The 24,609-nt window shown below is 69.5% G+C and carries 23 protein-coding genes and 1 pseudogene; 11 read left to right on the top strand and 13 right to left on the bottom strand.

The annotated features are described in order from the left end of the window. Positions 1-437: 437 nt before the first annotated feature. The gene (locus tag EJK15_RS24205; protein WP_138712745.1) at positions 438-2,003 is read right to left on the bottom strand and encodes an FAD-dependent monooxygenase; all 1,566 of its coding nucleotides are present in this window, start codon (positions 2,001-2,003) and stop codon (positions 438-440) included. A 671-nt stretch (positions 2,004-2,674) separates the two neighbouring features. Beyond that, positions 2,675-2,890 carry a hypothetical protein gene (locus tag EJK15_RS24210; RefSeq protein WP_138712746.1) on the bottom strand — a complete coding sequence of 72 codons (216 nt, stop codon included), beginning with the start codon at positions 2,888-2,890 and terminating at the stop codon, positions 2,675-2,677. Positions 2,891-3,012: 122 nt separating this feature from the next. On the opposite strand from EJK15_RS24210, the gene EJK15_RS24215 reads away from it, so the two are divergent. After that, on the top strand, positions 3,013-3,453 hold the full coding sequence (locus EJK15_RS24215) for a cupin domain-containing protein (protein ID WP_138712747.1): 441 nt from the start codon (positions 3,013-3,015) through the stop codon (positions 3,451-3,453). A 466-nt stretch (positions 3,454-3,919) separates the two neighbouring features. On the opposite strand, the gene EJK15_RS24220 is transcribed toward EJK15_RS24215, so the two are convergent. The 4 genes from EJK15_RS24220 to EJK15_RS24235 all read right to left on the bottom strand — a co-directional run bounded on the left by EJK15_RS24220 (position 3,920) and on the right by EJK15_RS24235 (position 6,303). Beyond that, the gene (locus EJK15_RS24220) at positions 3,920-4,207 is read right to left on the bottom strand and encodes a WhiB family transcriptional regulator (protein ID WP_138712748.1); all 288 of its coding nucleotides are present in this window, start codon (positions 4,205-4,207) and stop codon (positions 3,920-3,922) included. A gap of 185 nt (positions 4,208-4,392) precedes the next feature. Next, positions 4,393-4,617 (bottom strand): alpha/beta fold hydrolase, encoded by a 225-nt coding sequence (locus EJK15_RS24225; RefSeq protein ID WP_206061078.1) that lies wholly within the window; start codon positions 4,615-4,617, stop codon positions 4,393-4,395. Positions 4,618-4,624: 7 nt separating this feature from the next. After that, positions 4,625-5,344, bottom strand: coding sequence for an alpha/beta fold hydrolase (locus EJK15_RS24230; RefSeq protein ID WP_138712749.1), 720 nt, complete (start codon positions 5,342-5,344; stop codon positions 4,625-4,627). Continuing rightward, positions 5,341-6,303: an alpha/beta hydrolase gene (locus tag EJK15_RS24235; RefSeq protein ID WP_138712750.1), complete on the bottom strand. Its 963-nt coding sequence runs from the start codon at positions 6,301-6,303 to the stop codon at positions 5,341-5,343. The genes EJK15_RS24230 and EJK15_RS24235 overlap by 4 nt, the downstream gene beginning before the upstream one ends. Before the next feature lie 496 nt (positions 6,304-6,799). Between EJK15_RS24235 and EJK15_RS24240 the strand changes: the two genes are divergently transcribed. The 4 genes from EJK15_RS24240 (at position 6,800) to EJK15_RS24250 (ending at position 12,106) form a co-directional block, all read left to right on the top strand. Further along, complete coding sequence (locus EJK15_RS24240) at positions 6,800-7,057, top strand: helix-turn-helix domain-containing protein (protein WP_138712751.1); 258 nt, start codon at positions 6,800-6,802, stop codon at positions 7,055-7,057. 350 nt (positions 7,058-7,407) lie between these two features. After that, a complete protein-coding gene (locus EJK15_RS70830; protein WP_171074507.1) occupies positions 7,408-7,554 on the top strand; it encodes a hypothetical protein in 147 nt (48 codons plus the stop codon). Positions 7,555-7,871: 317 nt separating this feature from the next. After that, entirely contained in the window at positions 7,872-10,589 is a 2,718-nt protein-coding gene (locus EJK15_RS24245; RefSeq protein ID WP_206061079.1) for a helix-turn-helix transcriptional regulator, read from the top strand. A 692-nt stretch (positions 10,590-11,281) separates the two neighbouring features. Then, positions 11,282-12,106 carry a sigma-70 family RNA polymerase sigma factor gene (locus tag EJK15_RS24250; protein WP_138712753.1) on the top strand — a complete coding sequence of 275 codons (825 nt, stop codon included), beginning with the start codon at positions 11,282-11,284 and terminating at the stop codon, positions 12,104-12,106. 1 nt (position 12,107) lies between these two features. Here EJK15_RS24250 and EJK15_RS74770 read toward each other — a convergent pair. The 3 genes and pseudogenes from EJK15_RS74770 to EJK15_RS24265 all read right to left on the bottom strand — a co-directional run. Next, a pseudogene (locus tag EJK15_RS74770) lies at positions 12,108-12,164 on the bottom strand (ferredoxin); the annotation flags it as partial. A 27-nt stretch (positions 12,165-12,191) separates the two neighbouring features. Further along, positions 12,192-13,463 carry a cytochrome P450 gene (locus EJK15_RS24260; RefSeq protein WP_138712755.1) on the bottom strand — a complete coding sequence of 424 codons (1,272 nt, stop codon included), beginning with the start codon at positions 13,461-13,463 and terminating at the stop codon, positions 12,192-12,194. A gap of 171 nt (positions 13,464-13,634) precedes the next feature. Beyond that, positions 13,635-14,471, bottom strand: coding sequence for a leishmanolysin-related zinc metalloendopeptidase (locus EJK15_RS24265; RefSeq protein WP_138712756.1), 837 nt, complete (start codon positions 14,469-14,471; stop codon positions 13,635-13,637). A 237-nt stretch (positions 14,472-14,708) separates the two neighbouring features. Between EJK15_RS24265 and EJK15_RS24270 the strand changes: the two genes are divergently transcribed. Further along, complete coding sequence (locus EJK15_RS24270; protein ID WP_138712757.1) at positions 14,709-16,265, top strand: hypothetical protein; 1,557 nt, start codon at positions 14,709-14,711, stop codon at positions 16,263-16,265. 65 nt (positions 16,266-16,330) lie between these two features. Here the strand turns inward: EJK15_RS24270 and EJK15_RS24275 are convergent, their stop codons facing one another. The 3 genes from EJK15_RS24275 to EJK15_RS24285 are packed head-to-tail and all read right to left on the bottom strand — an operon-like array spanning position 16,331 to position 18,976. Then, a complete protein-coding gene (locus EJK15_RS24275) occupies positions 16,331-16,822 on the bottom strand; it encodes a hypothetical protein (RefSeq protein WP_138712758.1) in 492 nt (163 codons plus the stop codon). Beyond that, positions 16,819-18,294, bottom strand: coding sequence for a sensor histidine kinase (locus EJK15_RS24280; protein WP_138712759.1), 1,476 nt, complete (start codon positions 18,292-18,294; stop codon positions 16,819-16,821). The genes EJK15_RS24275 and EJK15_RS24280 overlap by 4 nt, the downstream gene beginning before the upstream one ends. A 7-nt stretch (positions 18,295-18,301) precedes the next feature. Then, complete coding sequence (locus EJK15_RS24285; protein WP_171074508.1) at positions 18,302-18,976, bottom strand: response regulator transcription factor; 675 nt, start codon at positions 18,974-18,976, stop codon at positions 18,302-18,304. Positions 18,977-19,172: 196 nt separating this feature from the next. Between EJK15_RS24285 and vanY-N the strand changes: the two genes are divergently transcribed. The 3 genes from vanY-N to EJK15_RS72945 all read left to right on the top strand — a co-directional run bounded on the left by vanY-N (position 19,173) and on the right by EJK15_RS72945 (position 21,373). Then, positions 19,173-19,745: a D,D-peptidase/D,D-carboxypeptidase VanY-N gene (gene vanY-N / locus EJK15_RS24290; protein WP_138712760.1), complete on the top strand. Its 573-nt coding sequence runs from the start codon at positions 19,173-19,175 to the stop codon at positions 19,743-19,745. A 619-nt stretch (positions 19,746-20,364) separates the two neighbouring features. Beyond that, entirely contained in the window at positions 20,365-21,024 is a 660-nt protein-coding gene (locus EJK15_RS24295) for a DsbA family oxidoreductase (RefSeq protein WP_138712761.1), read from the top strand. A gap of 148 nt (positions 21,025-21,172) precedes the next feature. Beyond that, positions 21,173-21,373 (top strand): LLM class oxidoreductase, encoded by a 201-nt coding sequence (locus EJK15_RS72945; RefSeq protein ID WP_206061080.1) that lies wholly within the window; start codon positions 21,173-21,175, stop codon positions 21,371-21,373. A 40-nt stretch (positions 21,374-21,413) separates the two neighbouring features. Here EJK15_RS72945 and EJK15_RS24305 read toward each other — a convergent pair whose 3' ends face one another. Then, positions 21,414-22,580: an erythromycin esterase family protein gene (locus EJK15_RS24305; RefSeq protein ID WP_138712763.1), complete on the bottom strand. Its 1,167-nt coding sequence runs from the start codon at positions 22,578-22,580 to the stop codon at positions 21,414-21,416. 90 nt (positions 22,581-22,670) lie between these two features. Between EJK15_RS24305 and EJK15_RS77680 the strand changes: the two genes are divergently transcribed. Further along, on the top strand, positions 22,671-22,907 hold the full coding sequence (locus EJK15_RS77680; RefSeq protein ID WP_420847084.1) for a MerR family DNA-binding transcriptional regulator: 237 nt from the start codon (positions 22,671-22,673) through the stop codon (positions 22,905-22,907). Positions 22,908-23,253: 346 nt separating this feature from the next. Then, positions 23,254-24,576, top strand: coding sequence for an APC family permease (locus tag EJK15_RS24315; protein WP_240777178.1), 1,323 nt, complete (start codon positions 23,254-23,256; stop codon positions 24,574-24,576). The last annotated feature ends 33 nt before the right edge of the window (positions 24,577-24,609 follow it).

Genomic DNA, 24,609 nt, shown 5'->3' on the forward strand with positions numbered 1-24,609 from the left:
TCGACTTTATAAGTAGGAATAATCATTTATTGGCTTCACCGCTCCGTCAAGGGGTCGGCTCGACCTTCTCGCCATGCGGACGGATTACCCGGATTCCCTACTGATTTTGTTGTGCCCGGCCGCGCCACCTGCACCGGGTCGCCATCGCCGGCGACGTGCCGGTGGGGGCAGACGGGCGGCCCAGCGTGGCGCCGGCGGGCGACGCCGCCGCGTACTCGCCGATCGCCGCCTGACCCGTCAACCGCCCTCCGTACGGCCCCGACCCCAATGACGTGGCCGGAGCCACGGTGGAAGCCCTACGCCTGCCCGTCAGGCCAGCGGTGTTCCCGCGCGGGTCCTGACCACCGTTCCGCTGACCGGCTGTGGGTTGCGGGGTCGTATTCGGCGCGCACGTCCACCTTCGCGATGAGCGCTCCTGGCGATGTTCGGCCGGCCGATCAGGAGAGCCGATCGATGACGGGCACCGTCGTTTTCAGGGGTGTGCCGAACCAGCGGGAGAGTGCTTCTCGCAGCGTGAGCGCGGCGGTGCCTGCGGGTTCGTCGGTGGTTGCGGCCCAGGCGATGTGGGCGTCCGGGCGGATCAGGAGGGCGTCGGCTGGTCGGTGATCGGTCTTGGCGGTGTGGATGTCGATGCGATGCTGCCAGTCTCGGGCGGTCTCGCGGAGGTCCGGGCGGTCGGCGAGGTCGAGGAGGATGGGCCGTGCGGTGTGCATGAGTTCCGCGACACTGGTTGCGCCCTGGTCGGTGTGCAGGGTGAGGTCGGGTGCGAAGGTGCCGGTCAAGGCGTGTTCGTGGGGGCCGGGTATCGGATGGCGGATGTCCGTGCCGGCGATGAGGGCCCCTATGCGGCGCAATGGCTGCTCGTCGGCGAACAGGTCCAGGAAGACTTCCCTCAGTGCTTCGGCGGCTGGGTCGTGTCCGCGCCGCAGTGCCACCTGAGCTTGGGTGTGGAGCAGTGTACGTGCGCCGGCGAAGTGGCGTTCGTCGTGATACGTGTCCAGCAGGCCGACCGGCGCCCAGCCGTGGATGTCGGCGGCCAGCTTCCAGGCAAGGTTGACCGTGTCGAGCATGCCGGCGTTGAGGCCCACGCCCGTGGCGGGGAACAGATGAGCCGCATCACCGGCCAGCAGGATCCGCCCGTCGCGGTACCGGTCGGCCTGCCGAGCCTGAAACTGGTAACGCGACAGCCGGCGCGGTTCGCCCAGGGGGAAATTCGCACCGAGCACGCGGCGGATGCTGTCCTGCAGCTCGGCCAGCGTCATCGGTACGTCATCGTCGACTTCGCGTGCCTCGTCTTCGGTGGTGGAGACCATCAGAACCTCCGAAGTGAGCCACCCGAACCCGAAGACACCGCGGTCTGTCCAGGTGAAGGAACCCGCGCGCATCCTGCCCAGGCCGGGGACGTCGAGGTCGCCGTTGCCCAGCCGGGTCACCGAATCGGGCAAGGTGACCTGGCCCAGCCGGTTGACCTCCGGATACGTCGTGCCGGGGAACGGGATGCCGGCCCTGTCACGGACCCTGCTGCGCCCGCCGTCGCAGCCCACCAGGTATCGGGCGGTCACCCGGTACGGCCCGTCCGGCCCGCGCACATCCGCGGTCACCGTGGCGTCGTCCTGGCTCACCCCGACGATCTCCTGTCCGCGGCGTATGTCGGCGCCGAGCTCGCCGGCCCGTTCGTCGAGCAGGCGCTCGAGTCGCGGTTGCGGGAGCGACAGCCCCCGCAGCGGGGGATCTGGCAGAGGCGAGAAGTCCACATGCACACCGCCGAACGGGAATCGGGGAGCCGGGTGGCTGGGGCCGGTACAGGCTGCTTCGAACCGGTCCAGCAGACCTCGGTAGCGCAGCAGTTCCAGGATCTGCCCGCCGAGACCGTTGGCCTTCGGGATGTCTCGGGGCTGTGGCTGCCGCTCCAGCACCAGCGGTCGCACTCCGGCCAGGCGCAGCTCACCGGCCAGCATCAGGCCGGTCGGACCGGCGCCCACGATGATCACGTCGGCGTCCATCACTGGCCACTCCCCGCACAGTCATTCGTCGCGTCCTCGCGCGACCCGGTCGTCGACAACACCACACGCACTTCGCTACTCCCATTCCGCGGATTCTGGCCTCGGCCGACGATTCTGCGGCACGACCCGGGTCTAGCCGCAAGCCCCCGGTGCACAGCCTCCTCGGTTGCTCGCCTGTTGCTGCGGGCGGCCGTGGTCGCCCTGCCGACGACGGCGGGGCCCGACGGATGCCTGCTCGACCTCGCCGCATAACAACCGGGGTCCGGGCGCCTAAACCGCGACCCCTGTCATGACACCGCCATTTTCGTGGTCAGGGAGCCGGTCTTGTCGGATTGGGGATTGAAGACGATCGTGTAGGTGCCCGTGGCGGGCAGGGTCGTCGCCGAGATGATGCAGTTACGGCCGCAGTACGTGGCGTTGCCGAGCGCCGTGCCGTCGGGCTTCTTCAGAGAGACCTGGACGTCGGTGGAACCGGGCGTTCTGGCCCGGGGTCGTGGTGGTCAGGGTCGAGGCGGGGCCGCCGATGGTGATGGCGACCGGGGCGAGGTCGGTGACCGAGTAGGCCCCTGATCGCGATCGACGTCCCGACCGGCGGCGAGCGCCGCTTCACCAGGCGGAACTTCAACGCCTACCTCGCCATCAGCGGCGGCCGGGTCGTCCGCCCGGGCTCTTCACCGGAGCGGTTCATCACGACCGACCTGAACGACGGCGACGAGCGGTCCTTCCTGACCATCAGCCCGGCGGTGGCGATCGACGCCCTCGACATCGCCCCCTGATCCCAACACCGGCTCCTGTCCCCGGAGCATGCGGACCACGGACGCGGCGCGGTCGGGATCGGTGCCGGCCAGAGCGAGATGCACCTCGTACGCGGTCTTCCTGGCGTTCATGGTCGCGGACGAGGTTTCCGGCAGGCGCGCTGTTCAGGGCGTTGTCACAGATCGGGGCGCTGTCTGGTCTTAGCTGGTGCACGGCCGGATCGAGCCGGCCACTGTTTCGTGAAGGAAGCCTGATGAGTACCGATCACGCTCACGCTCACCACCTCGAGAACCCCGACAAGAGCGGGCCGCCGCCGAAGATCGACGTGGTCGCCACCGTGCCGGGGGCGCCGCCTGCGCCGGAGGGGGCCGAGGCGATGACGCTCCTGATCACGTTGCCGCCGAACAGCCCTGGTGCGCCGCCTCACCGGCATTCCGGGCCCGCGTACGGGTTCGTGATCAAGGGGGCCGTCAACTTCGAGCTCGAAGGCGACCCCGTGCGGGTTGTCCGGGCTGGTGAGGCGTTCTCAGAGCCCGGTGGGGACGTGATCCACTACCAGGACGGCAACCACCTCGCGGACGAGGAGTCGGCGTTCGTGGTGACGATGTTCTGCGCGCCTGGGCAGCCGATGCTGATCCCGGTCAGCCCGGAGGAGTTGGAGTCCCGGCGAGACCGTCGCGCGCCGCAGTCGTGACCAAGGTTTCGCTGACTGCGCTCGTTCGCAATCTGCTCACACTTGCCCGTGAGGCGGACAGCGGTCGCAGTGCGACCACTGTCCACGGTGGACACGATCGTTCGTTGCGGCAGACAGTCATGGCGATGCGGCAGGGCGAGTTCACCACCGCACGTTGCAAGTGAAGAAGGCGGGAACCGGTTTTCGGTTCCCGCCTTCTGCGTTGCCGGAAGGTCATTCGACCCAGCTTGCGACGGTGGAGACGTCCTTCAGCAGTGAGGCGATCTCGTCCGGGACCCGGCGACGTTGCCGGCATGGCACCGCCCGCGCCGGATACGCGCCACGGCGCGACAGCAGCGGGCCACAGTTCCCCCTCGCCGCCGCCCAGGGCCTCGAAGGGTTCGACCCGGCGCTCGCCCGCGACGCTCATGAGCGTGACAGCTGCCGGGAGTTTCTTTGGGATCCATGAGCCCTGCGTCGGACGCCGTCAGGCCGTGGCCGGCCGTTGGCGGGCGCGTAACCGGCGGCGCTCTTCCGGAGTGGTGCCGCCCCACATGCCGTCCGGTTCGCCGGTGCGCAGGGCCCAGTCGAGGCAGGCCGCTTGTACGGGGCAGGTCTGGCAGATGTGCCGTACCTGCTCCTCGCGTTGACCGGGGTGGTCGTCCCACGTGATCGGGAAGAACAGGCCGGGGTCCGCGTCCTGGCAGGCGGCGCGGGCGGTCCAGCGCAGAGGGGATCGGGGCTCCCGCTGCTGGTGAATCCGATGAACGGTCATGATCTCCACCTCGTGAACGATGGATCGGTAAGGGCCGGGTGTCGAACGAGGTGCGAGGCGCGAGGGGCCGGCAGGCGAGCCGGGTGCCTGACGGGTCTCATCGGCGCGGCCGCCGGCCCTCGGGGCCGCCGGATCAAGCGGCTCAGTGGCGCTGCCAGTGCTCTTCGAGGGCGGCGGCGACCTGCTCAGGCCGCTGCAGCACCGGCCAGGTCGACCGGCTCGCCGATCCTCTCCAGGCGGCCGATCAGCCAGTCGGCGTACTCCTCCTTGGTGCTGCCGAAGCCGTCCGGTCGTGGAGCGCCGAAGCCTGGCAGGTCCCAGGCTTCCACGTCCGTGCGCATCAGGTGCCGGCGGACGCCCGCCCAGACGCGGTGGGTGTCGGGGACGCCGTGAATGAGGATCGCGGGCATGGGAATGTCACTCCTGCGCGTGGTGGGCGGCGTCGAGGATGGCGGCGGTCACGGCGTCGGGCTGCGAGGCCGCGATGGCGTGCGAGGCGCCGGGGATCTCCCGGGTGCCGCGGGAGCCGGCGCGTTCGGCCATGAAGCGCAGAGCGGCGGCCGGGATGTTGAGGTCGCGCTCGCCGTGGACGAACCAGGACGGGGTGGTGCGCCAGGCGGGCTCGTTCGCCGTCAGGGCGTCGGTCAGCGCCCGCTCGGTCACGGGCCGCTGGGTGGCGGCCATCAGGGCGGCCTCGCCGGCGTCGAGGTCGGCGCAGAACTGGTGGTGGAACTTGTCGGCGGCGATGCGGAACTCGTTGCCGCCGGAGGCGACCGGGTAGGCCTCCAGCGCGCCGGCCAGGGTGCTGCCCTCGAACTTGCCGGACAGCAGCAGCGCGTTCTCGCCGGGTTCGGGGGCGAAGGCGGCGACGTAGACCAGAGCTTGGACGTTCGGGTTGCCGGCCGCGGCCTGGGTGATCACGATGCCGCCGTAGGAGTGGCCGGCCAGGACGACCGGGCGGCCGAGGCCGGCGATCACGTCGCGCACGTAGGTGGCGTCGCCTTCGACGCTGCGCAGCGGGTTGGCCACGGCGATGGCCGACAGCCCACGGCTGTGCAGGCGCTGGATGACGCGGTTCCAGCCGGCCGATTCGGCGAAGGCGCCGTGGACCAGGACGATGACGGGCTGCTCGCTCATGCGATGGCCTTTCCGGTGTTCAGGGCGGTTTTGAGGACCTCGATGGCCTGGGCGGTGGCGGCGCGCGCGGCGTGGGTGCCGCTGACGGGGTTGAGCATCATGAAGTCGTGCAGGGTGCCGTTGTAGCGGACGCTGGTGGTGGGGACGCCGGCCGCGGTCAGTTTGCGGGCGTAGGCCTCGCCCTCGTCGCGCAGCACGTCGTTCTCGTCGACGATGACGAACGCGGGCGGCAGCCCGGCCAGGTCCTCCAGGGTGGCGCGCAGCGGTGAGGCGGTGATCTCGGCGCGCTGGGCCGGGTCGGTGGTGTAGGCGTCCCAGAACCAGGCCATCGCCTTGGCGGTCAGGTACGGGCCGTCGGCGAACTCGCGGTAGCTGGCGGTGTCCTGGCCGGCGTCGGTGACCGGGTAGTACAGCGACTGGTGCACGAAGGTCACGTCGCCGCGCCGCTTGGCCAGGAGGGTCAGCGCGGCGCTCATGTTGCCGCCGACCGAGTCGCCGGCCACCGCCAGCCGGGAGGCGTCCAGTCCCTCGTCGGCGCCGTGCCGGGTGATCCACTGGGCGGTGGCGTAGGCCTGCTCGATCGCCACCGGGTAACGGGCCTCGGGCGAGCGGTCGTACTCCACGAAGACCACCGCCGCTCCCGTCCCGACGGCCAGCTCACGCACCAGCCGATCATGGGTGCCCGCGTTGCCCAGCACCCAGCCGCCGCCATGGACGTACAGGACGGCCGGGAGCGGGCCGGACGACGCGGCCGGCTTGACGATCCGCACCCGCACGTCACCGACCCCGGCCGGGACGATGATCCACTTCTCGTCCACGTCCGGCTTGGCGACCGGGGCGGCCTGCAGGTCGTCCAGCACCTTGCGGGCGCCGTCCGGGCCCAGCTCGTACAGGAACGGGGGCTTGGAGGTCGCATCGGCGAGCTCCTGCGCCGCCGGCTCCAGAAAATGCCTGCTCATGATGTTCTTCCTTTGTTCGTGAGGGTGACGGCCGGGGGATGAATTTGCTGCCTCGTCCGGATCGATGGCGGAAGGTGGCGAGCCTTACCGGTGGTGGCCGTAGCCGCCAACCGGTCGCCAGCTAAGACCCGACAGCCTTCGGGCTTGTGACAGCCCCCGAGAAAATTCCTCAGGAGTGCTGGGAGTAAGCCGTCCAGCAGACTCTGCGGTGGATAGTGGCCGCCGGGCCCCGCCCACAACGCGGTCTTGCCGATCCCGGCTTCTCCGGGCACGACGGGCGTGCCGCCGCGGTGGCGGGTCGCCTCGTCCTGCAGACGCTGGTCGATGTCCGGATTTACGCGGGCCAACCGGTCGTCTCCCTCATGGCGCGGCGGTCACGCTAGGGACGTCACGGATGCGAACGCGGCGCGTGCGGGTGGACCCTGTCCCGCATGCGCTCGCACCCGGTCTTGGAGCACCTCTCCGTGTGGGCAGAAGAGGAAGGGACTGACGGGCAATGGCCGATCTGGACTATGGCTGGCGTCTTCGCGAGGTCATGGCGGAGCGCGGCATGTCCTCCACCACGGAGCTGCGTCCTCTGCTGGCCGCTCGCGGTGTCGACCTGTCGCCGAGCCAGGTGTACCGGCTCGTGGTCGGCAAGCCGGAGCGGCTGAGCCTCCGCACGCTGATGGCGTTGCTGGACATCCTCGACTGCGCGATGGACGACCTGATCGAATCGCCGCCCGCCCGGACCGTCCGTCGTACAGGGAAGTGATGCGGAATCGTCGACGACGACTCCGACCTCCTGCCGCATGACGTCAAGCTGTTCAAGGACGCCGAACGGCCGCTGGTGCGCCAAAGACACCATGCATCGGCAAGTCGCAGCGAAGGTGACACCGAGACCGCGCCGCTGCGGTGACGGCATCGCGAGTCGGCGAAGCCGGACGCGCTGGTGGGCCGGCGGCCTGGTATCGAGCCGGCGCGACGCTGCGCCCGGACGAGAGCTCGACCAAGTGGCGCCGGGCACCGGAAAGCCCAGGGGCCCGGGCCCAGCGGTCGGACCCTGGCCGCCCCCTAGATCCGAATAAGCGCCGCCCTCGCATGGCGCAGCGTGGTCGATGATCAGTGCCTGACGAACTCCGCACCCTCCTCGACAGCATCACCGACGAACGCGCCGGCCGCTTCCCATACCTGCTGTGGCTACCAGCCGTTCACTGGGAGCACCGCTTGTTCCGCCGCATCCACGAGATGCTCGACCCCGGAACACCATGACGGTCGACCAGCGGCCACCAGGGTCGAACCCGCCATCCCCTAGCGGGCCGCGCAGAACGCGTGTACTGATCATCGCCCCCAACGCCTTTAGTGCCTGCCGCAGTGAACGGCGGACTTGGTGCGGCAGCAACTCGGCGCTTTCCGGCCAGTTCGTTGATCAGGCCGTTTTAATGAGATATTGCATTAGATGACAGTCCGGTCCCGGTACCACCGGTCTGCGCGGCACGGAAGATATGGCGGAAATGTCCGAAAAGTCTGATCTTGGGGGAGGGTGGTCCGCGGCCGGGGCGAGCGGAGCCCTGCGGCCCGGGTGGCTGGTGGGCAGAGAGGCCGAGTGCGAGACGCTCGACCGGCTGCTTGCGGACTTCCGCGGCGGCGAGAGCCGGGTGCTGGTGCTGCGGGGCGAGGCCGGAGTCGGCAAGTCGGCGCTGCTGGACCACCTTGTCGCGAAGTCCTCTGGGTGCCGGGTCGTAACCGCGACAGGGGTCCAGTCGGAGATGGAACTGCCCTTCGCGGCCGTCCATCAGCTCTGCGTGCCGATGCTGGACCTCCTCGATTCCCTGCCCGAACCCCAGCATGACGCGCTCGGGACAGCGTTCGGGATGCGCGCCGGTCCCACTCCCGACCAGTTCCTCATCAGCCTCGCCGTGCTCAATCTCCTGGCCCAGGCCGCCGACGAGCGTCCGCTCGTGTGCGTGATCGACGACGCCCAGTGGCTCGACCGCGCCTCGGCGCAGGTCCTCACCTTCGTGGCCCGCCGCCTCATGGCCGAAAGCGTGGCCTGTGTCTTCGCCGTCCGTGATTCCGGCGAGACCGATGTGTTGCCGGGCCTGCCCGTGATGGAGCTCGGCGGACTGCGGGACGCCGACGCGCGGACACTCGTCAACCGGGTGGCCCCCGGGCCGCTGGACGAGGAGGTGCGCGACCGGATCCTGTTCGAGTCGCGCGGGAACCCGCTCGCCCTGCTCGAACTGCCCCGCGCCGCGTCCGCGGGCGGATTCGTGGCGGCGGCGACCGGGCAGTCGCTGTCGGGCCGCCTCGAGGACGGCTTCCAGCGTCGGTTGAACGGCCTACCGGCCGACAGCCGGATGATGCTGCTGCTGGCCGCCGCCGAACCCCTCGGCGATCCGGCTCTGCTGTGGCGCGCCGCCGGCGTGCTCGGCGTCGACACCACGGCGGTCGACGAGGCCGACGAACTGATTGACTTCAGCGACCGAGTGCGTTTCCGGCATCCGCTCGTCCGCTCCGCGGTGTACAACGCGGCCGTTCCGAGGGAGCGCCGACAGGCCCACCGAGCGCTGGCGGAAGCGACCGACGCCGCCACCGACCCGGACCGACGGGTCTGGCACCGCGCCCACAGCGCCTCCCACCCCGACGAGGGCATCGCCGCCGAGCTCGAACGCTCGGCCGGGCGCGCCCAGGCCCGCGGTGGACTGGCCGCCGCCGCGGCCTTCCTGGAGCGGGCGGTCGGGCTCACCCCCGATCCCCGGCGCCGGGCCGAACGCGCGCTCGACGCCGCCCGGGCCAAGCACCTGGTCGGCGCGCCCGAGTCCGCACTGGCGCTGCTGGCGGCGACCGAAGCCGGGCCGCCGGACCACCTGCGCCGTGCCAAGGCCGAATCTCTTCGCGCCGAGATCGCCCTGACCTCGAACCGCGGCACATCTGCTCCGGCGATCCTGCTCAAGGCCGCCAAGCAGCTGGAACCACTCGACATCGACCTGTCCCGCGACACCTATCTGCAGGCGCTGCTCGTGGCGATCGGCGTCCTGCCCGACTGGGACGACATCACCGAGGTCGCGGCGGCCACCCGTGAGGCGCCCCCCGCGCCCGGCGCGCCCCGCGCCACGGATCTCGTCCTCGAAGCCCTCTCCATGTCCTACACGCGGGACACCCTGACGGCCGAACCAGCCCTGCGGCGTGCCGTGGACGCCATCATGAGTGAGGAGACCGCCCCCGCCGAACAGCTCCGGTGGCTGTGGTTCGTCAACTTCTCCGTCATGAGCCTGTGGGACGACGAGGCCTGTCGCGAACTGACCCGGCGCTACCTCCGCCTGATCCGCGACTCCGGCGCGCTCGCGCTGCTGCCCCTGGCGCTCAGCATCTCCACGATGATGCACCTTTTCGAGGGCGACCTGGCGGAAGCCGAGACCCAGAACGAGGAGGCGAAGGCGAACGCGGTCGCCGCCGACGTCTGGACCACCTCCGGAGCGATGGTGCAGACGGGCGGCGACCTCGGCCTCGCGGCGTGGCAGGGAGATGAGGAGGAGACCGAGCAGCTCGCGGAGCTCATCGCGAAAGAAGGAGCGGTCCGCGGGGAGGGGAGGACGCTGGAGATCAGCCATTGGGTCCGGTCCGTCCTCTACAACGGGCTCGGCCAGTACGAGAAGGCTCTGGAAGCCGTTCTGCAGGCCAGTGTGGACCATCGGGCGCCGGGCGGCTGCGGAGTCCAATGGGCGCCCCTCGAGCTCATCGAGGCCGCCGCGCGTACCGGCCGGCACGAACTGGCCTCCCGCACGCTGGAACGGCTCTCCCGGTCCACCCGGGCGGGCGGCGCGGACTGGGGTCTCGGCCTCGAGGCCCGCTGCCGGGCGCTGCTCTGCGAAGGCGAGGAGGCCGACCGCCTCTACCGCGAGGCGATCGAGCGGCTCGGCCGCACCCGAATGCGCGTCGACCTCGCCCGCGCCCACCTACTCTACGGCGAATGGCTCCGCCGCGAACGCCGCCGCATCGAGGCCCGCAAGAACCTCCGCACCGCCTTCGACCTGTTCACCGAGATCGGCATGAAGGCCTTCGCCGACCGGGCCGCACGCGAGCTCCAGGCCACCGGGGAGACCGCCCGGAAGCGGAACGTCGAGACCACGGAGCAACTCACCCCGCAGGAGGCGCAGATCACCAGGCTGGCCCGCGCCCGCCTGACCAACAAGGAGATCGCCGCACGCCTGTACGTCAGCCCCCGCACCGTCGAATACCACCTGCGCAAGGTCTTCACGAAACTCGGCGTCACCTCGCGCCACCAGCTCGAAGACATCCTCTGACCCACCCGCCGCGGCGCCGTTGCCCGCGCATGCCCTTCTCCATGCCCCCTCCTTGAGGCCCCCGCCGGTACGGATTCCGGCGACGCGGTACCGGCGGCCCGCTTGGAGCTCCAGGAAGCGGCGCCGCCGCCCGAGCCTCTGCGGGTTGGAGACGGCGGCTGTTCGACGAGCTTGCCCGTCGTGGAGACCTCGCGCATGAGGGAGGCGACGTCGGCGGGATCTTCTCGTATTCGATCTTGCCCGGTCCCGACCACACGAGGTTGACCCGCAGGGACTCGCCGAGGTCTGGGGGGTTCGTCGCTCGACGGTTGCAAGGGGGTTGTCCGCGTCCCGAGCGGCCTGCCCGGCCCGTGACCCCCGGGCGGATCGGCTCCTCCCTAGGGACCCGGGCCAGGCATCTCCCTGATGCGACCGCGGCACCTGCCCGGCCACAGTGTGTGGTGTCGGCGACGGGCGTCCACCTGCGGTCGAGCGGAGAAAGATCGGCTTCCGCGAGCAGCCGATCCACGAGTCCGGCCGAGCCGAGCCTCCTCACCGAGGCATGCGTCCCCACCACCAGCGTCCGCTACGACGGCACGCTCCACGACTTCATGATGCTCAACCCCGTCAGCGGCACCCATGTCGTGCGGGCCGCCGTCGCCCAGGCGATCGCCGGCTCTCAAGAACGCCCTGAACCTCGGAAAGGACAACGCATGAGCACCACCGACCGGCCTGTGGTCGTCCTCGTCCACGGAGGCGCGAGTGAGCATGCATCTGAAGGGCAGGACCAGACGAGTTCCCTCGACCAGGCCGCCGCGACTTTCGTCGAAGTGCGTCCGCGCCTCTTCGGCATCGCCTACCGGATGCTCGCCAGCTCGACGGAAGCCGAGGACATCGTTCAGGAAACCTGGCTGCGCTGGCAGAACACCGAACGCTCGGCCATCGCCAACCCGGCGGCGTTCCTGACCCTGATCACGACGCGGCTGTCCATCAACGTCGCGCAGTCCGCCCGGGCCCGCCGTGAGACCTACATCGGCCCCTGGCTGCCCGAGCCCATCGATACCAGCGCCGACCCCGCCGCCGGAGCCGAGCGGGGCGAGGCGCTCGAACTCGCTTTGCTGCTGCTGCTCGAGAAGCTCACCCCGGCCCAGCGGGCCGCCTATATCCTCCGTGAGGCCTTCGTCTATCCCTACGAGCAGATCGCCGAGATCATTCAGCTCAGCCCGGCCAACGTCCGCCAGCTCGTGAGCCGGGCCCGCAAGCACCTGAACACCACCCGGCGTGAGTCGATCGACACCGACGAGCACCGGCGCCTCCTGTCGGCCTTCCTCGACGCCGCCCAGGAGGGGAACGTGACGGCTTTGGAAGACCTCTTCGCCGCGGACGTCGTCAGTCCCTCCGACGGCAACGGCAGCAGAGGGGCGCTGCTTCCACTGTCCGGCATTAATTGGACACCGCCAGGCGGGCCGGGTGTCCCATGTCCGGGAGTACCACGCCGTCGCCGATCACTTGGCCGTAACCTTCATCGTCCTCGGTGAAGAGGTGGTAGCACCGGCCGTGGCCTTGGCAGCGTTCGGGGTCGATGCGTACTTTCATGGATGGTCGCTCCGAGGGCTTCGACTGTCAGAGGATGCGGAGGGGGAGGGCGCGGGGGCCGCGTACCTGGCCGGCGGCCCAGGTCACCGCTGCCGGGTCCGCCAGGGCGAAGGCGGGGATGCGTTCCAGCCAGATCTCCAGGGCGACCCGGAGCTCCATACGGGCCAGGTGGGAGCCCGCGCAGCGGTGGATGCCGAGGCCGAAGGCGGCGTGGCGGTTCACCTCACGGTCGATGAGCACCTCGTCCGCCCGCTCGAACTGGGCCGGGTCGCGGTTGGCGGCGGGGAAGGACAGCAGGACCCAGTCGTCGGCCTTCATGTCCACGCCGTTCCAGTGCATGTCCTGCTTGACCAGCCGCGCCATGGTCACCGGGGCGTAGGCGCGCAGGAACTCCTCGACCGCGGTCGGCAGCAGCCCCGGCTCAGCAACCAGGCGCTCGCGGTCGGCCGGAGTTTTGGCCAGGTGCCACAGCGACGCCCCGATGGCGCTCCATGTCGTGTCGATGCCGGCGATGAGGAGCAGCATCATCGTGCCCACCACGTGCATGGGGTCCAGCTTCTGCCCGTGGAGTTCGGCGTTGATGAGGTAAGTCGTCAGGTCGTCGCGCGGCCTGGCGACGTGCTCGTGGATCTGCGCGACGAGGTAGCCGACCAATTCGTCTTGTCGTCCGAGACGTTCATCGGGCGACTGGTTGATGCTCTCCAGGACGTTCTCGACGAACTCGCGGAACCGCGGGCCGTCCTCGGGCGGGAAGCCGAGCATGTCGGCGATCACCCGCATCGGGATGTGCTGGGCGTAGTCACGGGCGGCGTCCACGACCTCCCGCCCCCGCATGACGTCGATCAGTTCGTGGCAGTACGCCCGCGTCGCCTCCTCCTGTTCGGCCACCGCCGACTTGGTGAACATCGGCAGCAACAGCTGCCGGGCGTCGCGGTGGAACGGCGGGTCGGAGGTGATCGGCGGGGCGTCGCCTACCGGGGCCAGGTCGAGTGGCGGTTTGTTGTTGCTGACGATGATCGCCCGGGACGAGAAACGGTCAGTGTCGTATGCGACGGCCGCCACGTCCTCATACCGCGTCGGCAGCCACACGCCGCCGAACCGCTCGGTGTGCGCGATCGGGCAACGCTGCCGCAGCTCGTCCTGGATCGGATAGGGATCGGCGGCCCAGACGGGATCGACATGGGAGAAGTCGTTCGCCCAGTCCGAAACCGGATCGGTCACGACCTCGCTGGCTGTGCCCAGCAACCGGTTCTTGCGTGCCTCTCCAATGCCTTGCCCGAAGCGGTCGTCCACGGTCATCACGCAGCTCCATCTTTGACGTCGGCCCCCGAGCCCCATGCGTGTGATACGTCCAGAGGTCGCCGCCGGATGTTCGTCCTGCGCCATCCCCAGGGGCAACCGACGGATCACCGCGGCAGTCCCCGGTTACCGAAGATCGTCAACAGGGCACACACGTGGCCTGACGCGGCACTAGCTCGACGGCTCGATGTCGCAGTGGAGCACCAGCTCGCTGGGCTGCTCGCGGTTCTGGGCCAGCAGCAGGGGTGTGGGCAGCACGTACGGCTCGACTGCCGCCATGTCAACCTCGTAGCCGAGGTCGGCGAGCGCGGCGGCGGTGAGCCTGCTCAGCGGGCAGGCCGTCGCGTTGCCGACCCTGCTGGTCATCAGCTCGTCGCCGAAGACCGACTCCCGCCAGTGGCTGCCAACGCTGCCCTGGCTGCCGACGTTCTCGACCGGGACCGGGTGGGCTTCGAGCGAGCCGAGGAGCGCACCGTACTCCTGGGCGGCCCGCTGTCCGATGAACAGCGGCTCGTCGGTGCCTTCGCCGCTGAGCAGCCCGAGCCTGCGCCAGACCGTCTTGCCGATGCCGAGGACGTGGCCCATCTCGTGCGCGATGACGTCGTGGAGCCTGCCGTCGGCCTCCAGCCCGTCGAGGTCCTCGCTGTCGAAACGCATCCAGCCGACGAACGGCAGCCCGTTCGGCCGGAACCGGAGCGGCAGGGCCCCGCCGAGGATGTGGCCCGGCCCGTCGATCTTGCTGCCCTCCGCGACGATGACGATGTCGTCGATCAGCTCGCCGGGGGTGACGCCTTCCGGGAGCCCGGGGCCCTGGGTGACCTCCGCCTCAGGCTGGTCGCCGACGATCACTCTGGTCCACCGGCGTGCCGCGGCCTTGAACGCGGCCTGCTGGGTCACGCTCAGCCCATCGAGGAAGCGCACCTCGATGGTGTACGGGCTCTCGTCCTTGCCCAGCGCCTTGAGCCTGTCAAGGCTTGCGGTCGCACGGAACACCTCGAAATCTGACATCTCACACCATCTCCTGAAAGAGGTCTCTTTTGAGATGGTCTGCCGGTTGGCCGGGAAACGCCTGAGTAGCCCCTACCTAGTGCCTCAGCGCATTGATCCTGCGGGGTCCCGTCGAGTCGATGGTCCGCATATAGCACTCAAAGTTACTCATTCGTCCCCGAAATGGCTCCCACCGCGTTGCCTCCCCGGGCGACCATGATCGCTTAGGGGCCCGCACCGTCAACGGGGAGAACCACAGTGAAACGCGTCCTGGCGCTGTTATGCGCCTTCATCGTCACGCTCGTCATGATGCCGCCGACGCAGGCACACGCGTCGGCGTCCACCAGCACCCTCAAGCTCGCCTGGACCTACGTCGCCCTGGCCCACCCGAAGGCCTCCCACTGGAACAGCGCGGACGACGCGCTCGTGGGGACGGGCATCCGGCCTCCCGGCGTGTTCCGCTCCTTCTTCCGCATGGACATCAGCCAGATGCACGGCAAGAAGCTGCTCGACGCCACCTTCCAGGGCTATCTCAACAGCGGCGTCTGCGACCCCGGCATCGAGCTCTGGCTGACCGGGGAGATCGGCCCGAAGACCACCTGGCTCAACCAGCCCGCCTGGAAGCGGAACCTCGGCACCGGGAAGGTCGCCGACGGCTTCGACGCCTGCTTCTTCAACTGGCGGATCAGTGACCTCGTGCGGGAAGCCGTCGCACGCGGCGAGCGGCACCTGACCTTCGGGCTGCGTGCGGCCAGCGAGCTCGGGCCGCGCAACCTGCGAGTCTTCGAGACCGATCAGGTCAACCACCCGTACTTCGGCCGCTTGACCACGCCGGTGCTGCGCTTCTGGTACAACACCGTGCCTGAGGTGCCCACCGATCCGGCCATCAACCTCAACGACTCCTGCTGGCCAGAACCACGCCCGGCGACGAGGTTCGTCCCCACCACGACGCCCACCCTGGGCGCCGACGTCGTCAACCCCGACCGGCAGCACGGCGACCAAGTGTCGGCGCGCTTCGAGTGGGCTGACTCCTCCGGCACCGTCCTGGGCTCGGCAACCTCCTATCCCGGCGGGGAGGGCAGGCACTGCACCGAGATCCCCGAAGGGCTGCTCGTCGATGGCCAGACCTACCGGTGGCGGGTGCGCGCCGAGGATCACTACCAGGAGCCGGAGACCCTGGAGATGCTCAGCGACGCCAGTGACTGGACGGCCTGGCAGGAGTTCACCGTCGACGTCACCCGGCCCACGCTGCCGGTGATCGCCTCCGAGACCTACCCGGAGAACGCGACGGGCGGGCTGGTCGGCACGCCCGGCGTGTTCACCTTCTCCCCCGGCGAGTCCACCGACGTCGCGTCCTACAGGTACCGGCTCGCACCGGCCGGCCCTCCACCCCAGCAGGTGACAGCTGACGCCGAGGGCAGGGCCAGCGTGACCCTCACCCCGACGGTCTCCTTCCGCAACACCCTGTATGTCATAGCGGTCGACCGGGCCGGTAACCTCGGGCCGGAGCGTCGCTACCTCTTCACCCCGAGCCGGAACCAGGCGCCGTTGGTCACCTCGACCGTCTACCCGGAGAACGCGCCCGGCGGCGGTGCCGGCGTGCCCGGCGCGTTCACCTTCTCGCCCAACGGCGCGCAGGACGTCGTCGCGTACGACTACCGCCTGGACTCCGGTGAGACGCTCCGGACCCCCACCGACACGCCCGCCGTGACCATCACGCCCGGCACTGCCGGTCCTCACACGCTGTCGGTGTGGAGCATCGATGCGCGCGGCTACCTGAGCTGGACACGTACCTACGCCTTCACCGTGAACTAGCGCTCGACCAGCACGATCGTCCAGACCACGGCGATCTGTCCAAAGCAGAGGATAGGTCGCTACCGTCACCCCGGGCAGCTTCGGGGGCCGACGCTCTGCCCAGCACCGATGACGGTGACCTGGGCAGTGCTTTCCGGCACCGTGGCGGCGGCCGTGCACACGATCTGCTCGACGGCCAGTGTGGACAGTTTGCCGGCCGGAGTGGACAGGGTCACCAACAAGTGGCCGGCCGGATTGACGGTCACCGAGAACGGGCCGGCTTCGGGCGGGACGTCGGTGGTGAGCCCGCGCGCCTGTTCCCTCGCGGTGGGTCCGGCTGCCAGCAGCGCGAGCGTGTCCGCATTGAACAGTGGACGACCACCGGGCCCGGGCCGCGTTACCGCGTTGAGCCGGCCGTTCTTCACCAGGTAGAGGGTGATCGTCGTGGTTGGTGCGACGGCTCCGCTCGGCGGGTCGCCGGCGGGGATGACGTCGCTGGGTTGCACGCCGCAGGCGGCCACGGCGACGAGCGATACGAGGCCCGCGGCGAGCACGCGGCGGGGCGGCCCGGTTCTCACTCGGGGCCTTCTTCCGGATCGTGTGCCCGGCGTGGCAGGCGCAGCGTGAAGATGGCGCCGCCGTCCGGGGCGTTGGTGACGGTGAGGTCGCCTCGGTGCAGGCGCGCGTTCTCCCGCGCGATGGCGAGGCCGAGGCCGCTGCCCTCGGACCTGGCCCTGGCCGCGTTGGCCTTGTAGAACCGGTCGAACACGTGCGGCAGCACCGCTTCGTTCAGCCCCGGTCCGTGGTCGCGGACCTCGAGAGCGATCCAGTGCGGGTCGGCGGACAGCCGTACCGACACCGGTGGCTCGCCGTGCCGCAGGGCGTTGCCGACCAGGTTCGCGAGGATGACGTCCACTCGGCGCGGGTCCAGCCGTGCCGTCACCGCGGGTAGAAGCTCGGTGTGCACCGGCTCCGACCAGCCCCGGGTACGCAGGGTCGCGCGCACCAGCTCGGCCACGTCGACCTCGTTCAGCGCGAGGGCCGCGACGCCGGAGTCGAACCTGCTGATCTCGATGAGGTCGTTCACCAGCCCGGTGAGGTTGAGCGTCTCCTGGCTGACCATCCTGGCGGCCCTGCCGGCGGGCTCGGGCAGCCGGGCCGCCTCCTCGTCGAGGACGTCGGCGACCGCGGCGAGCGCGGCCAGCGGGGTGCGCAGCTCGTGGGACACGTCGGCCACGAACCGGCGGGCGTCGGCCTCCATCTCGCGCAGCTGCTTGACGTGCCGTTCCAGCTCCGCGGCGGTGTTGTTGAACGTGCGTGCCACGTCGGCCAGCTCATCGGAGCCGCGCACCGCGATCCTGGTCCGCATTTCGCCCTCGCCCAGCAGGCGTGCCGCCCGACCGAGCTCGCGCACCGGGCGCAGCACGCCACGGGTGGCCAGCAACGCCAGGACGACCGCGAACGCCAGGGCCGCCCCGCCGGTGAGCCAGGCGGATGCGGCGAGCTCGTCGATGCTGCGCTGTTCGGCGAGCAGGCTGCGCGCGGCGTAGACCTCGATACCCGACACCCGCGCCGTCCGATCCGCCTCGACGATCAGCAACGGCGCGCCGATGATCAGCCAGGGCGTGCCCTGCCGCACCACACGTTGCCACGCGATCTCGCCGCCGGCCACCACCCGCCGCAACTGTGGTGAAATCACCCCGAGATCCAAGGCCAGCACCCTCCCGCCCGGCCTCCAGCGCCCCGGCGGGGCGACCGGCGAGTGCATCTCGCGGTAGACGGCGACCGCAAACTCCACACTGTTTTGGTCGGGCACGGCGGCGGCGATGTCGTCGAGCTCGGTCGGGCCCGGCGTCGCACTCCGCAACGGGAAGAGCGTCTCCAGGCGGCTTCTCATCGCCTGCACCGAGGCATCCTGGGTCCGCTGCAGAATGTCGTTGCGGGCCTGGACGTAGATCGCGCCGGCCACCGCCGCCGCGGTGACCACACACAGCAGTGCGAACGCGAGCAACAGCCGGGCACGCAGCCCCAGGCTCGGCCGAGGTGTCACCGGCGGCTCACACCGGCCCGAACCGGTACCCGAACCCCCGCACCGTCTGCACGTAGACGGGCGCCGCCGAGTCGTCCTCGATCTTCGCGCGCAACCGCTGCACGCACGCGTCCACGAGACGCGAGTCGCCGAAATACCCGTGCTCCCACACCGACTCCAGCAGCTGCTGGCGGCTGTGCACCCGGCCAGGCGTGCCGGAGAGCTCGAGCAGCAGACGCAGCTCGGTCGGGGCGAGGCTGACCGGCACGCCGCGGTTGGCGACCACCAGCCCGGCCCGATCGATGGTCAGGTCCCCGTGCCGCTCCAGCTCCGCCTGGTCCCGGCCGATTCGCCGGAGCACCGCGCGAATGCGTGCCTCGAGCACCCTGGGCTGCACCGGCTTGACCACGTAGTCGTCGGCGCCCGCCTCCAACCCGGCCACCACGTCCATGTCGTCGCCGCGCGCGGTCACCATGATGATCGGTACCTCTCCGGCGGCCCGGATGCGGCGGCAGACCTCGAACCCGTCGATGCCAGGCAACATCAGATCGAGCACGACGACGTCGGGAAGGTCCGTACGCAGCCGGTCCAGCCCCTGCTCGCCGGACTCCACGGCGCGCACCCGGTGCCCATGCCGGCTCAGGGCCAGCTCAAGGCCCTCCCGCACGGCCGGGTCATCCTCGATCAACAACACTCGCGACACGCCGCCGAGTATCAACAGCACGCTCCGTAACTCGCCCGCCGGTCAACCCCATCCACTCCACTGTCGGCCGACCGTGTCCCCGCCTCGTCCGCGCCGTGTCATGGTTGTGTCACGGTCGCGCCGACGGTGGCCGCCGTCGAGAAACGGTGACATGCGGCGGACAACGCACGCATATTCGGTGCCAATCGTAATCGTCATGGACGAACCACGCACCCTCCCACCTCGGCCCCGTGACCGGCTGTTCGCCGTGGTCACGCTGGTGCTCGCCGTTCTTCTGCTGCCCGGGGCGTTCGCCCGCCATCCCGGCCGCGCCCGCGAACTGGCCTGCCGCTGGGCGTTGCGGATGCGATTCCCCGCCGAGGACCTCACCGGGCTCACCGACGGCGCCATGGCGGCGTTCACCGCGGCGCGCACCGAGGCGCTCTGGCGTCACGGCCAGCTCATCGGCCTCACCTCGGGATACCGCGATCCCCTTGTCCAGCAACGGATGTTCGACGAGGAGGTGCGCCGCTCCGGCTCCCCGGCCTCGGCACGCATGCTCGTGTTACCACCGGCGGAATCCCCGCACGTCAAGGGCATCGCGCTGGACGTGCGCCCCCACGAAGGCGCGCGCTGGCTCGAGGAACACGGCGCCCGCTACGACCTCTACCGCATCTACGACAACGAGTGGTGGCACTTCGAGTACCGCCCAGACAGCGGCGGCACGCCACCACGACGACGACCCCACCCCGGCGTGGGCTACGTAAGCGAGAACGGGGACCAGATGTAGCCCAGGCCGGCGGCGGCGGGTCGGTGAGCGGGTCACCGTCCAGAGCGCCGTCGGCGCTGGCCTGGACGATGAAGGCGAGGAAGTCGCGCACCCGTGAGCGGTACTTGGCCTTGCTGGGATCGGCCAGCGGCGGGCCCTCCAGCGCGGCCGCGTAGGAGGCGAGCACCTCTTCGTTCGGGGCCCGGCAGCGGGACCGGTTGGCGACCGCGCGGAACCAGCTGCGTCTTGCCGGAAGCTGTTCGTCGTCTGCACCGCTCGCTTTGCGCGTTTCCGGAAGTCGTTGCCGCATTCTATTTCCGGAATTGAGTAATTCCGGAAGCTATGCAGGCATCGGTAATGCCCCGCCTGCCCGGTGTTTGACCTCAACCGCAGTTGAGATTGCAGGATGGGCGATCGGGACCTGCCCTGCATCCGACCTTGAGGAGCATGTGCGTGAGCACGGATACCGGTTTCTCTTCGATCATTGACTACGCGAGGTCGGTCCCGGGCCACAGCGCCTCGACTCCTGATCGCCGAAACCCCGTTCCGTGGGCGCCTTCGCCCAGCCCTTGCACGGCGCGATGCAGCGTGAGGCGAACACCTGTGGCCCAACAGCGACGATCAATTTCGAAGGACGTACATGAAGCTGGAGATATACGCCGATGTGCTGTGCCCGTGGTGCTACATCGGTAAAAGACGCCTGACGGCAGCGTTGGCGAACCTCGCCGACCACGACAGCGTGGAGATCGCCTGGCGCAGTTACGAGCTCGCCCCGGAGGAAGGCCGGATCCCCGGCCCGACCGCCGCCGAGGCCATGGCCGGATGGTGGGGCGAGCAGGCGCCTGCCCGGATCGCCCGGATCCGATCGCTGGGCGCTGCGGAAGGCTTGGAGCTGAACCTGCATCTGACCCGGCCGGTGAACACCTTCGACGCGCACCGGCTGTGCAAACTGGCCGCCGACCACGGCCGGGCCGACCAGATGATGGAACTGCTGCTGCACGCCTACCACACGGAAGGGATCAACGTGGCCGACCCGCAGCTCCTGCAGCGCCTGGGCGGCGAGGCCGGCCTGAACACCGATGAGGTACGCGCCGTCCTGGCCGGTGACGACTACGCCGACCAGGTGCGGGCGGACCGGCGTCGCGCGGCCGAGCTCGGCGTCACCGGCGTCCCCAGCCTGGTGATCGACGGCCGGCCGCCGGTCTCCGGGGTCCAGCCCGTCGCCGATCTGCACCGGCTGCTGGAGCGCGGCCCGACCGGCTCGCGGGACGTCCCGGCCACGCCTGACCGGGTCGGCTGACGCCAATCCGGTCCTCAGCGAGGTCGACTACAGCACCAGAGGAAAAGCGCTTCGACCAACTCCTGGATCGGCTCGCGCCGGCCTCGGCATCCGGCGACCCGGCGACCTCGTCGGCCCGCGGCCGGCCACACCCGGCGGCCCACCTCTGTTGTTCGGCGGCAACTCCAAGGCGACCCTGCGCCGCATCGCCTCCCACGGGACGGGATGGATCGCCGGAGACGCGACCGTCCAGGACGTGCAGGACTTCGCTCCCCGCATCCGGCAGGCGTGGGCCCACCTCGGCGCCGACGACATCCAGGCGCTCACCCGCGAGGGACCCCAGGCGCGCATCCATGGATGGCGTGATTGATGCGCGTGCGTGTCAGCACAGCCTGACACGCACGCGCCTGTCAACCCAGCTTCTTCAGCCTGACAGCCTGTTTGAGGAAGACGATGCCGTCGATCATGTCGAGCTGGGCCGGGTCCAGCGGGAAATAGGCGAAATCGTGGGAGATGCGCGGGGCGGGCTTCGTGACGGCCTCGGCCAGGCGGCGGGCGGCGATGAGAGAGTGGTCCCACGGGAGCGTGGACAGGATGCCCTCGACGGTGTCCGGGGACGGTGTGTCGTCGCCGACCGTGCCGAGGGCTGAGGCCAGGAAGGCGTACCGGTCGCCCAGGTGCGTTTCGGCGATCGCCCCCGCGCTCCACCACTCCAGCGTCTGGTCGCCGAACGGCATGAGGCTCTTGTTCCGCTGCAGGTGAAGGTTGCTGGCGAAAACCAGGGCCGGGCCTTGCTCGGCGACGGCACGCAGGTTGGCGGCCATCATCGCGTCCCGCAGGGCCGACAGCCGTGTCCACCGCGCCGGGGAGTCGTCGGCCATCCAGTAGTGGTAGCGGAGCAGGCCGGTGGCGGTGCGCCCGTACAGTGCCGCCCGCTCCCTGTCCTCCGCGCTCAGCCGCGGCGCCTGCGTGTCGAGCAGCGCCACCAGGTCGTCGGCGATCAGTCGCAGCCGCTGGGCGTCGGCGGACTGGCCGATCGACTGGGACGGATCCATGGCCGCGGCCTCGTTCGCCCACCGCTCGTCCGGACCCAGCAGCGTGTCGAGGGTTTCCTTGGTACAGGGCAGCGGGCCGTCGAGGAGGGCGTAGAGGGCGGTGAGCGCCTGGCGCGGGCTCGCCGCCCAATACTCCAGGGGGCCGTCGAACCCGAAGAACCGGAGCTTTTCATCATGCTCCTCGTTGTACGCCCGCATCCAGCGCACGAGCTCGCGGTTGCCCGGGGAGGCGCCGAAGCCGTGGCTGAAGCCGCGTTCCATGACGTCATCGAGCGTGTGCGCGCCCGTCGTGATGTAGTCGTCGACCACGAGACCCATGAGACAGTCGCTCTCGATGGCGAACGACCGGTAGCCCTCGTGCTCGACCAGATGCCGGAAGATCTCGTTGCGCAACTCGCCCAGCTCCCCCACGAAGTGCCTGGCCTCGCCCAGGCCGAGCAGCAGGGGCTTGGCGGGCAGCGACCGGAGGAACGCCGAGACGCCCGCGCCGTTGAGTGGACGGGCTGTGTCCTTGATATCCATACATTCAACGGTATCGTTGAACTTTCGGTGTAAACTTTTCCTGGAAATTCCCGCTCTCATCGCGATGGACCCTCAATCGGTGATGCATCCATGAGGCCAGTGGACCTGGCGCGCGAGCACGGCCTGTCCACTCAATTGATCAGGAACTACGAGGACGCCGGGATCCTGCCCGCCGCCGAACGCACCGTCCACGGCTATCGCACCTATACGCCGCTGCCCCGCGCAAGCCCGCAGCCGCGGACGCTGAGATCCGCTTGGCCAGGCCATCGAGGTTCGGCAGGCCCTCCGCCCATCCACTCCAAGCAGTCACGCGTCAACTCAGCGTGACGTTGTCTTCACGGATGACTGCGCAGGACCTTAAAGTGTCAGGATGACGGTCGAGATCACGTGGCCAGCCTGGCGCCCAGGGATCGGTCGGCTGAGGATGGCGCAGCGAAACAAGCCCGATCCGCGCCGACGGGGGCCTCCGTTGAGCGGCACTCCTAGACCGGCCCGCAATGCCATGCGTCTGCGCCGCGATTGATCGGCACCCCCCCGGTTCCCGAACGTGGGACGTAACCCCATCCCCTCCAGCCCCACGGCTGGTGCATGACAAGGACCCTCCATGCCTCAGATCAGTCCCCCCAGTCCTGCCGAGGCCGAAAGCGGCGGCCAGCCCAGTCTGAAGCGTGTGATGGGCCCGGGTCTGTTGCTGCTGTTCATCGTCGGCGACATTCTCGGAACCGGTATCTACGCGCTGACAGGCGAGGTCGCCGGCGAGGTGGGCGGCGCCGCCTGGCTCCCCTTCGCCATCGCCTTCATAGTCGCGCTGATCACGGCGTGCTCGTACCTGGAACTGGTCACGAAATATCCGGAGGCCGCAGGAGCCGCCCTCTACGTGCATAAGGCCTTCGGCAAGCAGGCCCTGACCTTCCTGGTGTGCTTCGCCGTGATGTGCTCCGGCATCACGTCGGCTTCGGCGGCGTCGCGGGCCTTCGCCGCGAACCTGACCACCGGATTCGGCCTGGACGTCGGAAACAGCGTCATCCTCATGATCGCTGTGGGCTTCATGCTCCTGGTCCTGGCCGTCAACCTCCGAGGCGTCGGCGAGAGTGTCAAGGTCAACGTCGTGCTCACTGTGGTCGAGCTGTCGGGGCTGCTCCTTGTCATCGTGCTCAGCCTGTACTTCATCCTCGGCGGACAGGCGGACTTCTCCCGCGTCGTCGCCTTCGAGACCCCCGCTGACAAGAGCGTGTTCCTGGCGATCAGCGCTGCGACGTCGCTGGCCTTCTTCGCCATGGTCGGGTTCGAGGATTCGGTCAACATGGCAGAAGAGACCAAGAATCCGGCACGAATCTTCCCTCGCATGATGTTCACCGGCCTCGGGATCACAGGGCTGATCTACGTGCTCGTGTCCATCTGCGCCGTTGCCGTGGTACCCGTCGGCCGACTCGCCGACAGCGAGACGCCCCTCGTGACGGTGGTGCAGACCGCGGCCCCCGGCGTTCCGATCGCCGACCTGTTGCCGTTCATCTCGATGTTCGCCGTCGCGAACTCCGCGCTGATCAACATGCTGATGGCCAGCCGGCTCCTCTATGGGATGAGCAAGCAGGGCGTGCTGCCGCCCTTCCTGTCGAAGGTGCACCCCTCTCGACGCACGCCACAGGCGGCGATCCTGTTCACCACCGCCCTCGCTGTCGGCCTCATCACGTTCGTCTCGCTGGTTCCCGACAGCCCGGTCGTGGCGTTGCTGGGCGGAACGACGTCGCTGCTCCTGCTCGCGGTTTTCGCGGCCGTCAATGTATCCGTTCTCGTCCTGCGCAGGGACGAGACGACGGTGGAACACTTCAACGCGGGCCGCGTCCTCCCGGTGGTGGGGACGATCACGTGCCTCTACCTTGTTCTGCCGTGGTCCTCCGGGCGTCCAGCCGGCCAATACCAAATCGCGGGGGTTCTGCTGGCGATCGGCATGATCCTCTGGGTGATGTCCTGGTTGTCCGGCAAGAGGAAAGCGTGACCGGGCAAGGAACTGCCCCGCAGCGTGGTCCCG

This window comes from Nonomuraea basaltis, assembly GCF_005893125.1.
Taxonomy (GTDB): domain Bacteria; phylum Actinomycetota; class Actinomycetes; order Streptosporangiales; family Streptosporangiaceae; genus Nonomuraea; species Nonomuraea basaltis.

What these genes read in the sequence shown, in the direction of transcription:
- EJK15_RS24235 (WP_138712750.1), bottom strand. Translation starts at nt 6,303, where the DNA reads ATGAGCAGGCATTTTCTGGAGCCGGCGGCGCAGGAGCTCGCCGATGCG.
- EJK15_RS24215 (WP_138712747.1), top strand. Translation starts at nt 3,013, where the DNA reads ATGAGTACCGATCACGCTCACGCTCACCACCTCGAGAACCCCGACAAG.
- EJK15_RS24315 (WP_240777178.1), top strand. Translation starts at nt 23,254, where the DNA reads ATGGGCCCGGGTCTGTTGCTGCTGTTCATCGTCGGCGACATTCTCGGA.
- EJK15_RS24205 (WP_138712745.1), bottom strand. Translation starts at nt 2,003, where the DNA reads ATGGACGCCGACGTGATCATCGTGGGCGCCGGTCCGACCGGCCTGATG.
- EJK15_RS24305 (WP_138712763.1), bottom strand. Translation starts at nt 22,580, where the DNA reads ATGGATATCAAGGACACAGCCCGTCCACTCAACGGCGCGGGCGTCTCG.
- EJK15_RS77680 (WP_420847084.1), top strand. Translation starts at nt 22,671, where the DNA reads ATGAGGCCAGTGGACCTGGCGCGCGAGCACGGCCTGTCCACTCAATTG.
- EJK15_RS24210 (WP_138712746.1), bottom strand. Translation starts at nt 2,890, where the DNA reads ATGAACGCCAGGAAGACCGCGTACGAGGTGCATCTCGCTCTGGCCGGC.
- EJK15_RS24225 (WP_206061078.1), bottom strand. Translation starts at nt 4,617, where the DNA reads ATGCCCGCGATCCTCATTCACGGCGTCCCCGACACCCACCGCGTCTGG.
- EJK15_RS24265 (WP_138712756.1), bottom strand. Translation starts at nt 14,471, where the DNA reads ATGTCAGATTTCGAGGTGTTCCGTGCGACCGCAAGCCTTGACAGGCTC.
- EJK15_RS24260 (WP_138712755.1), bottom strand. Translation starts at nt 13,463, where the DNA reads ATGACCGTGGACGACCGCTTCGGGCAAGGCATTGGAGAGGCACGCAAG.
- EJK15_RS24240 (WP_138712751.1), top strand. Translation starts at nt 6,800, where the DNA reads ATGGCCGATCTGGACTATGGCTGGCGTCTTCGCGAGGTCATGGCGGAG.
- EJK15_RS24220 (WP_138712748.1), bottom strand. Translation starts at nt 4,207, where the DNA reads ATGACCGTTCATCGGATTCACCAGCAGCGGGAGCCCCGATCCCCTCTG.
- vanY-N (WP_138712760.1), top strand. Translation starts at nt 19,173, where the DNA reads ATGGACGAACCACGCACCCTCCCACCTCGGCCCCGTGACCGGCTGTTC.
- EJK15_RS24250 (WP_138712753.1), top strand. Translation starts at nt 11,282, where the DNA reads ATGAGCACCACCGACCGGCCTGTGGTCGTCCTCGTCCACGGAGGCGCG.
- EJK15_RS24230 (WP_138712749.1), bottom strand. Translation starts at nt 5,344, where the DNA reads ATGAGCGAGCAGCCCGTCATCGTCCTGGTCCACGGCGCCTTCGCCGAA.
- EJK15_RS24295 (WP_138712761.1), top strand. Translation starts at nt 20,365, where the DNA reads ATGAAGCTGGAGATATACGCCGATGTGCTGTGCCCGTGGTGCTACATC.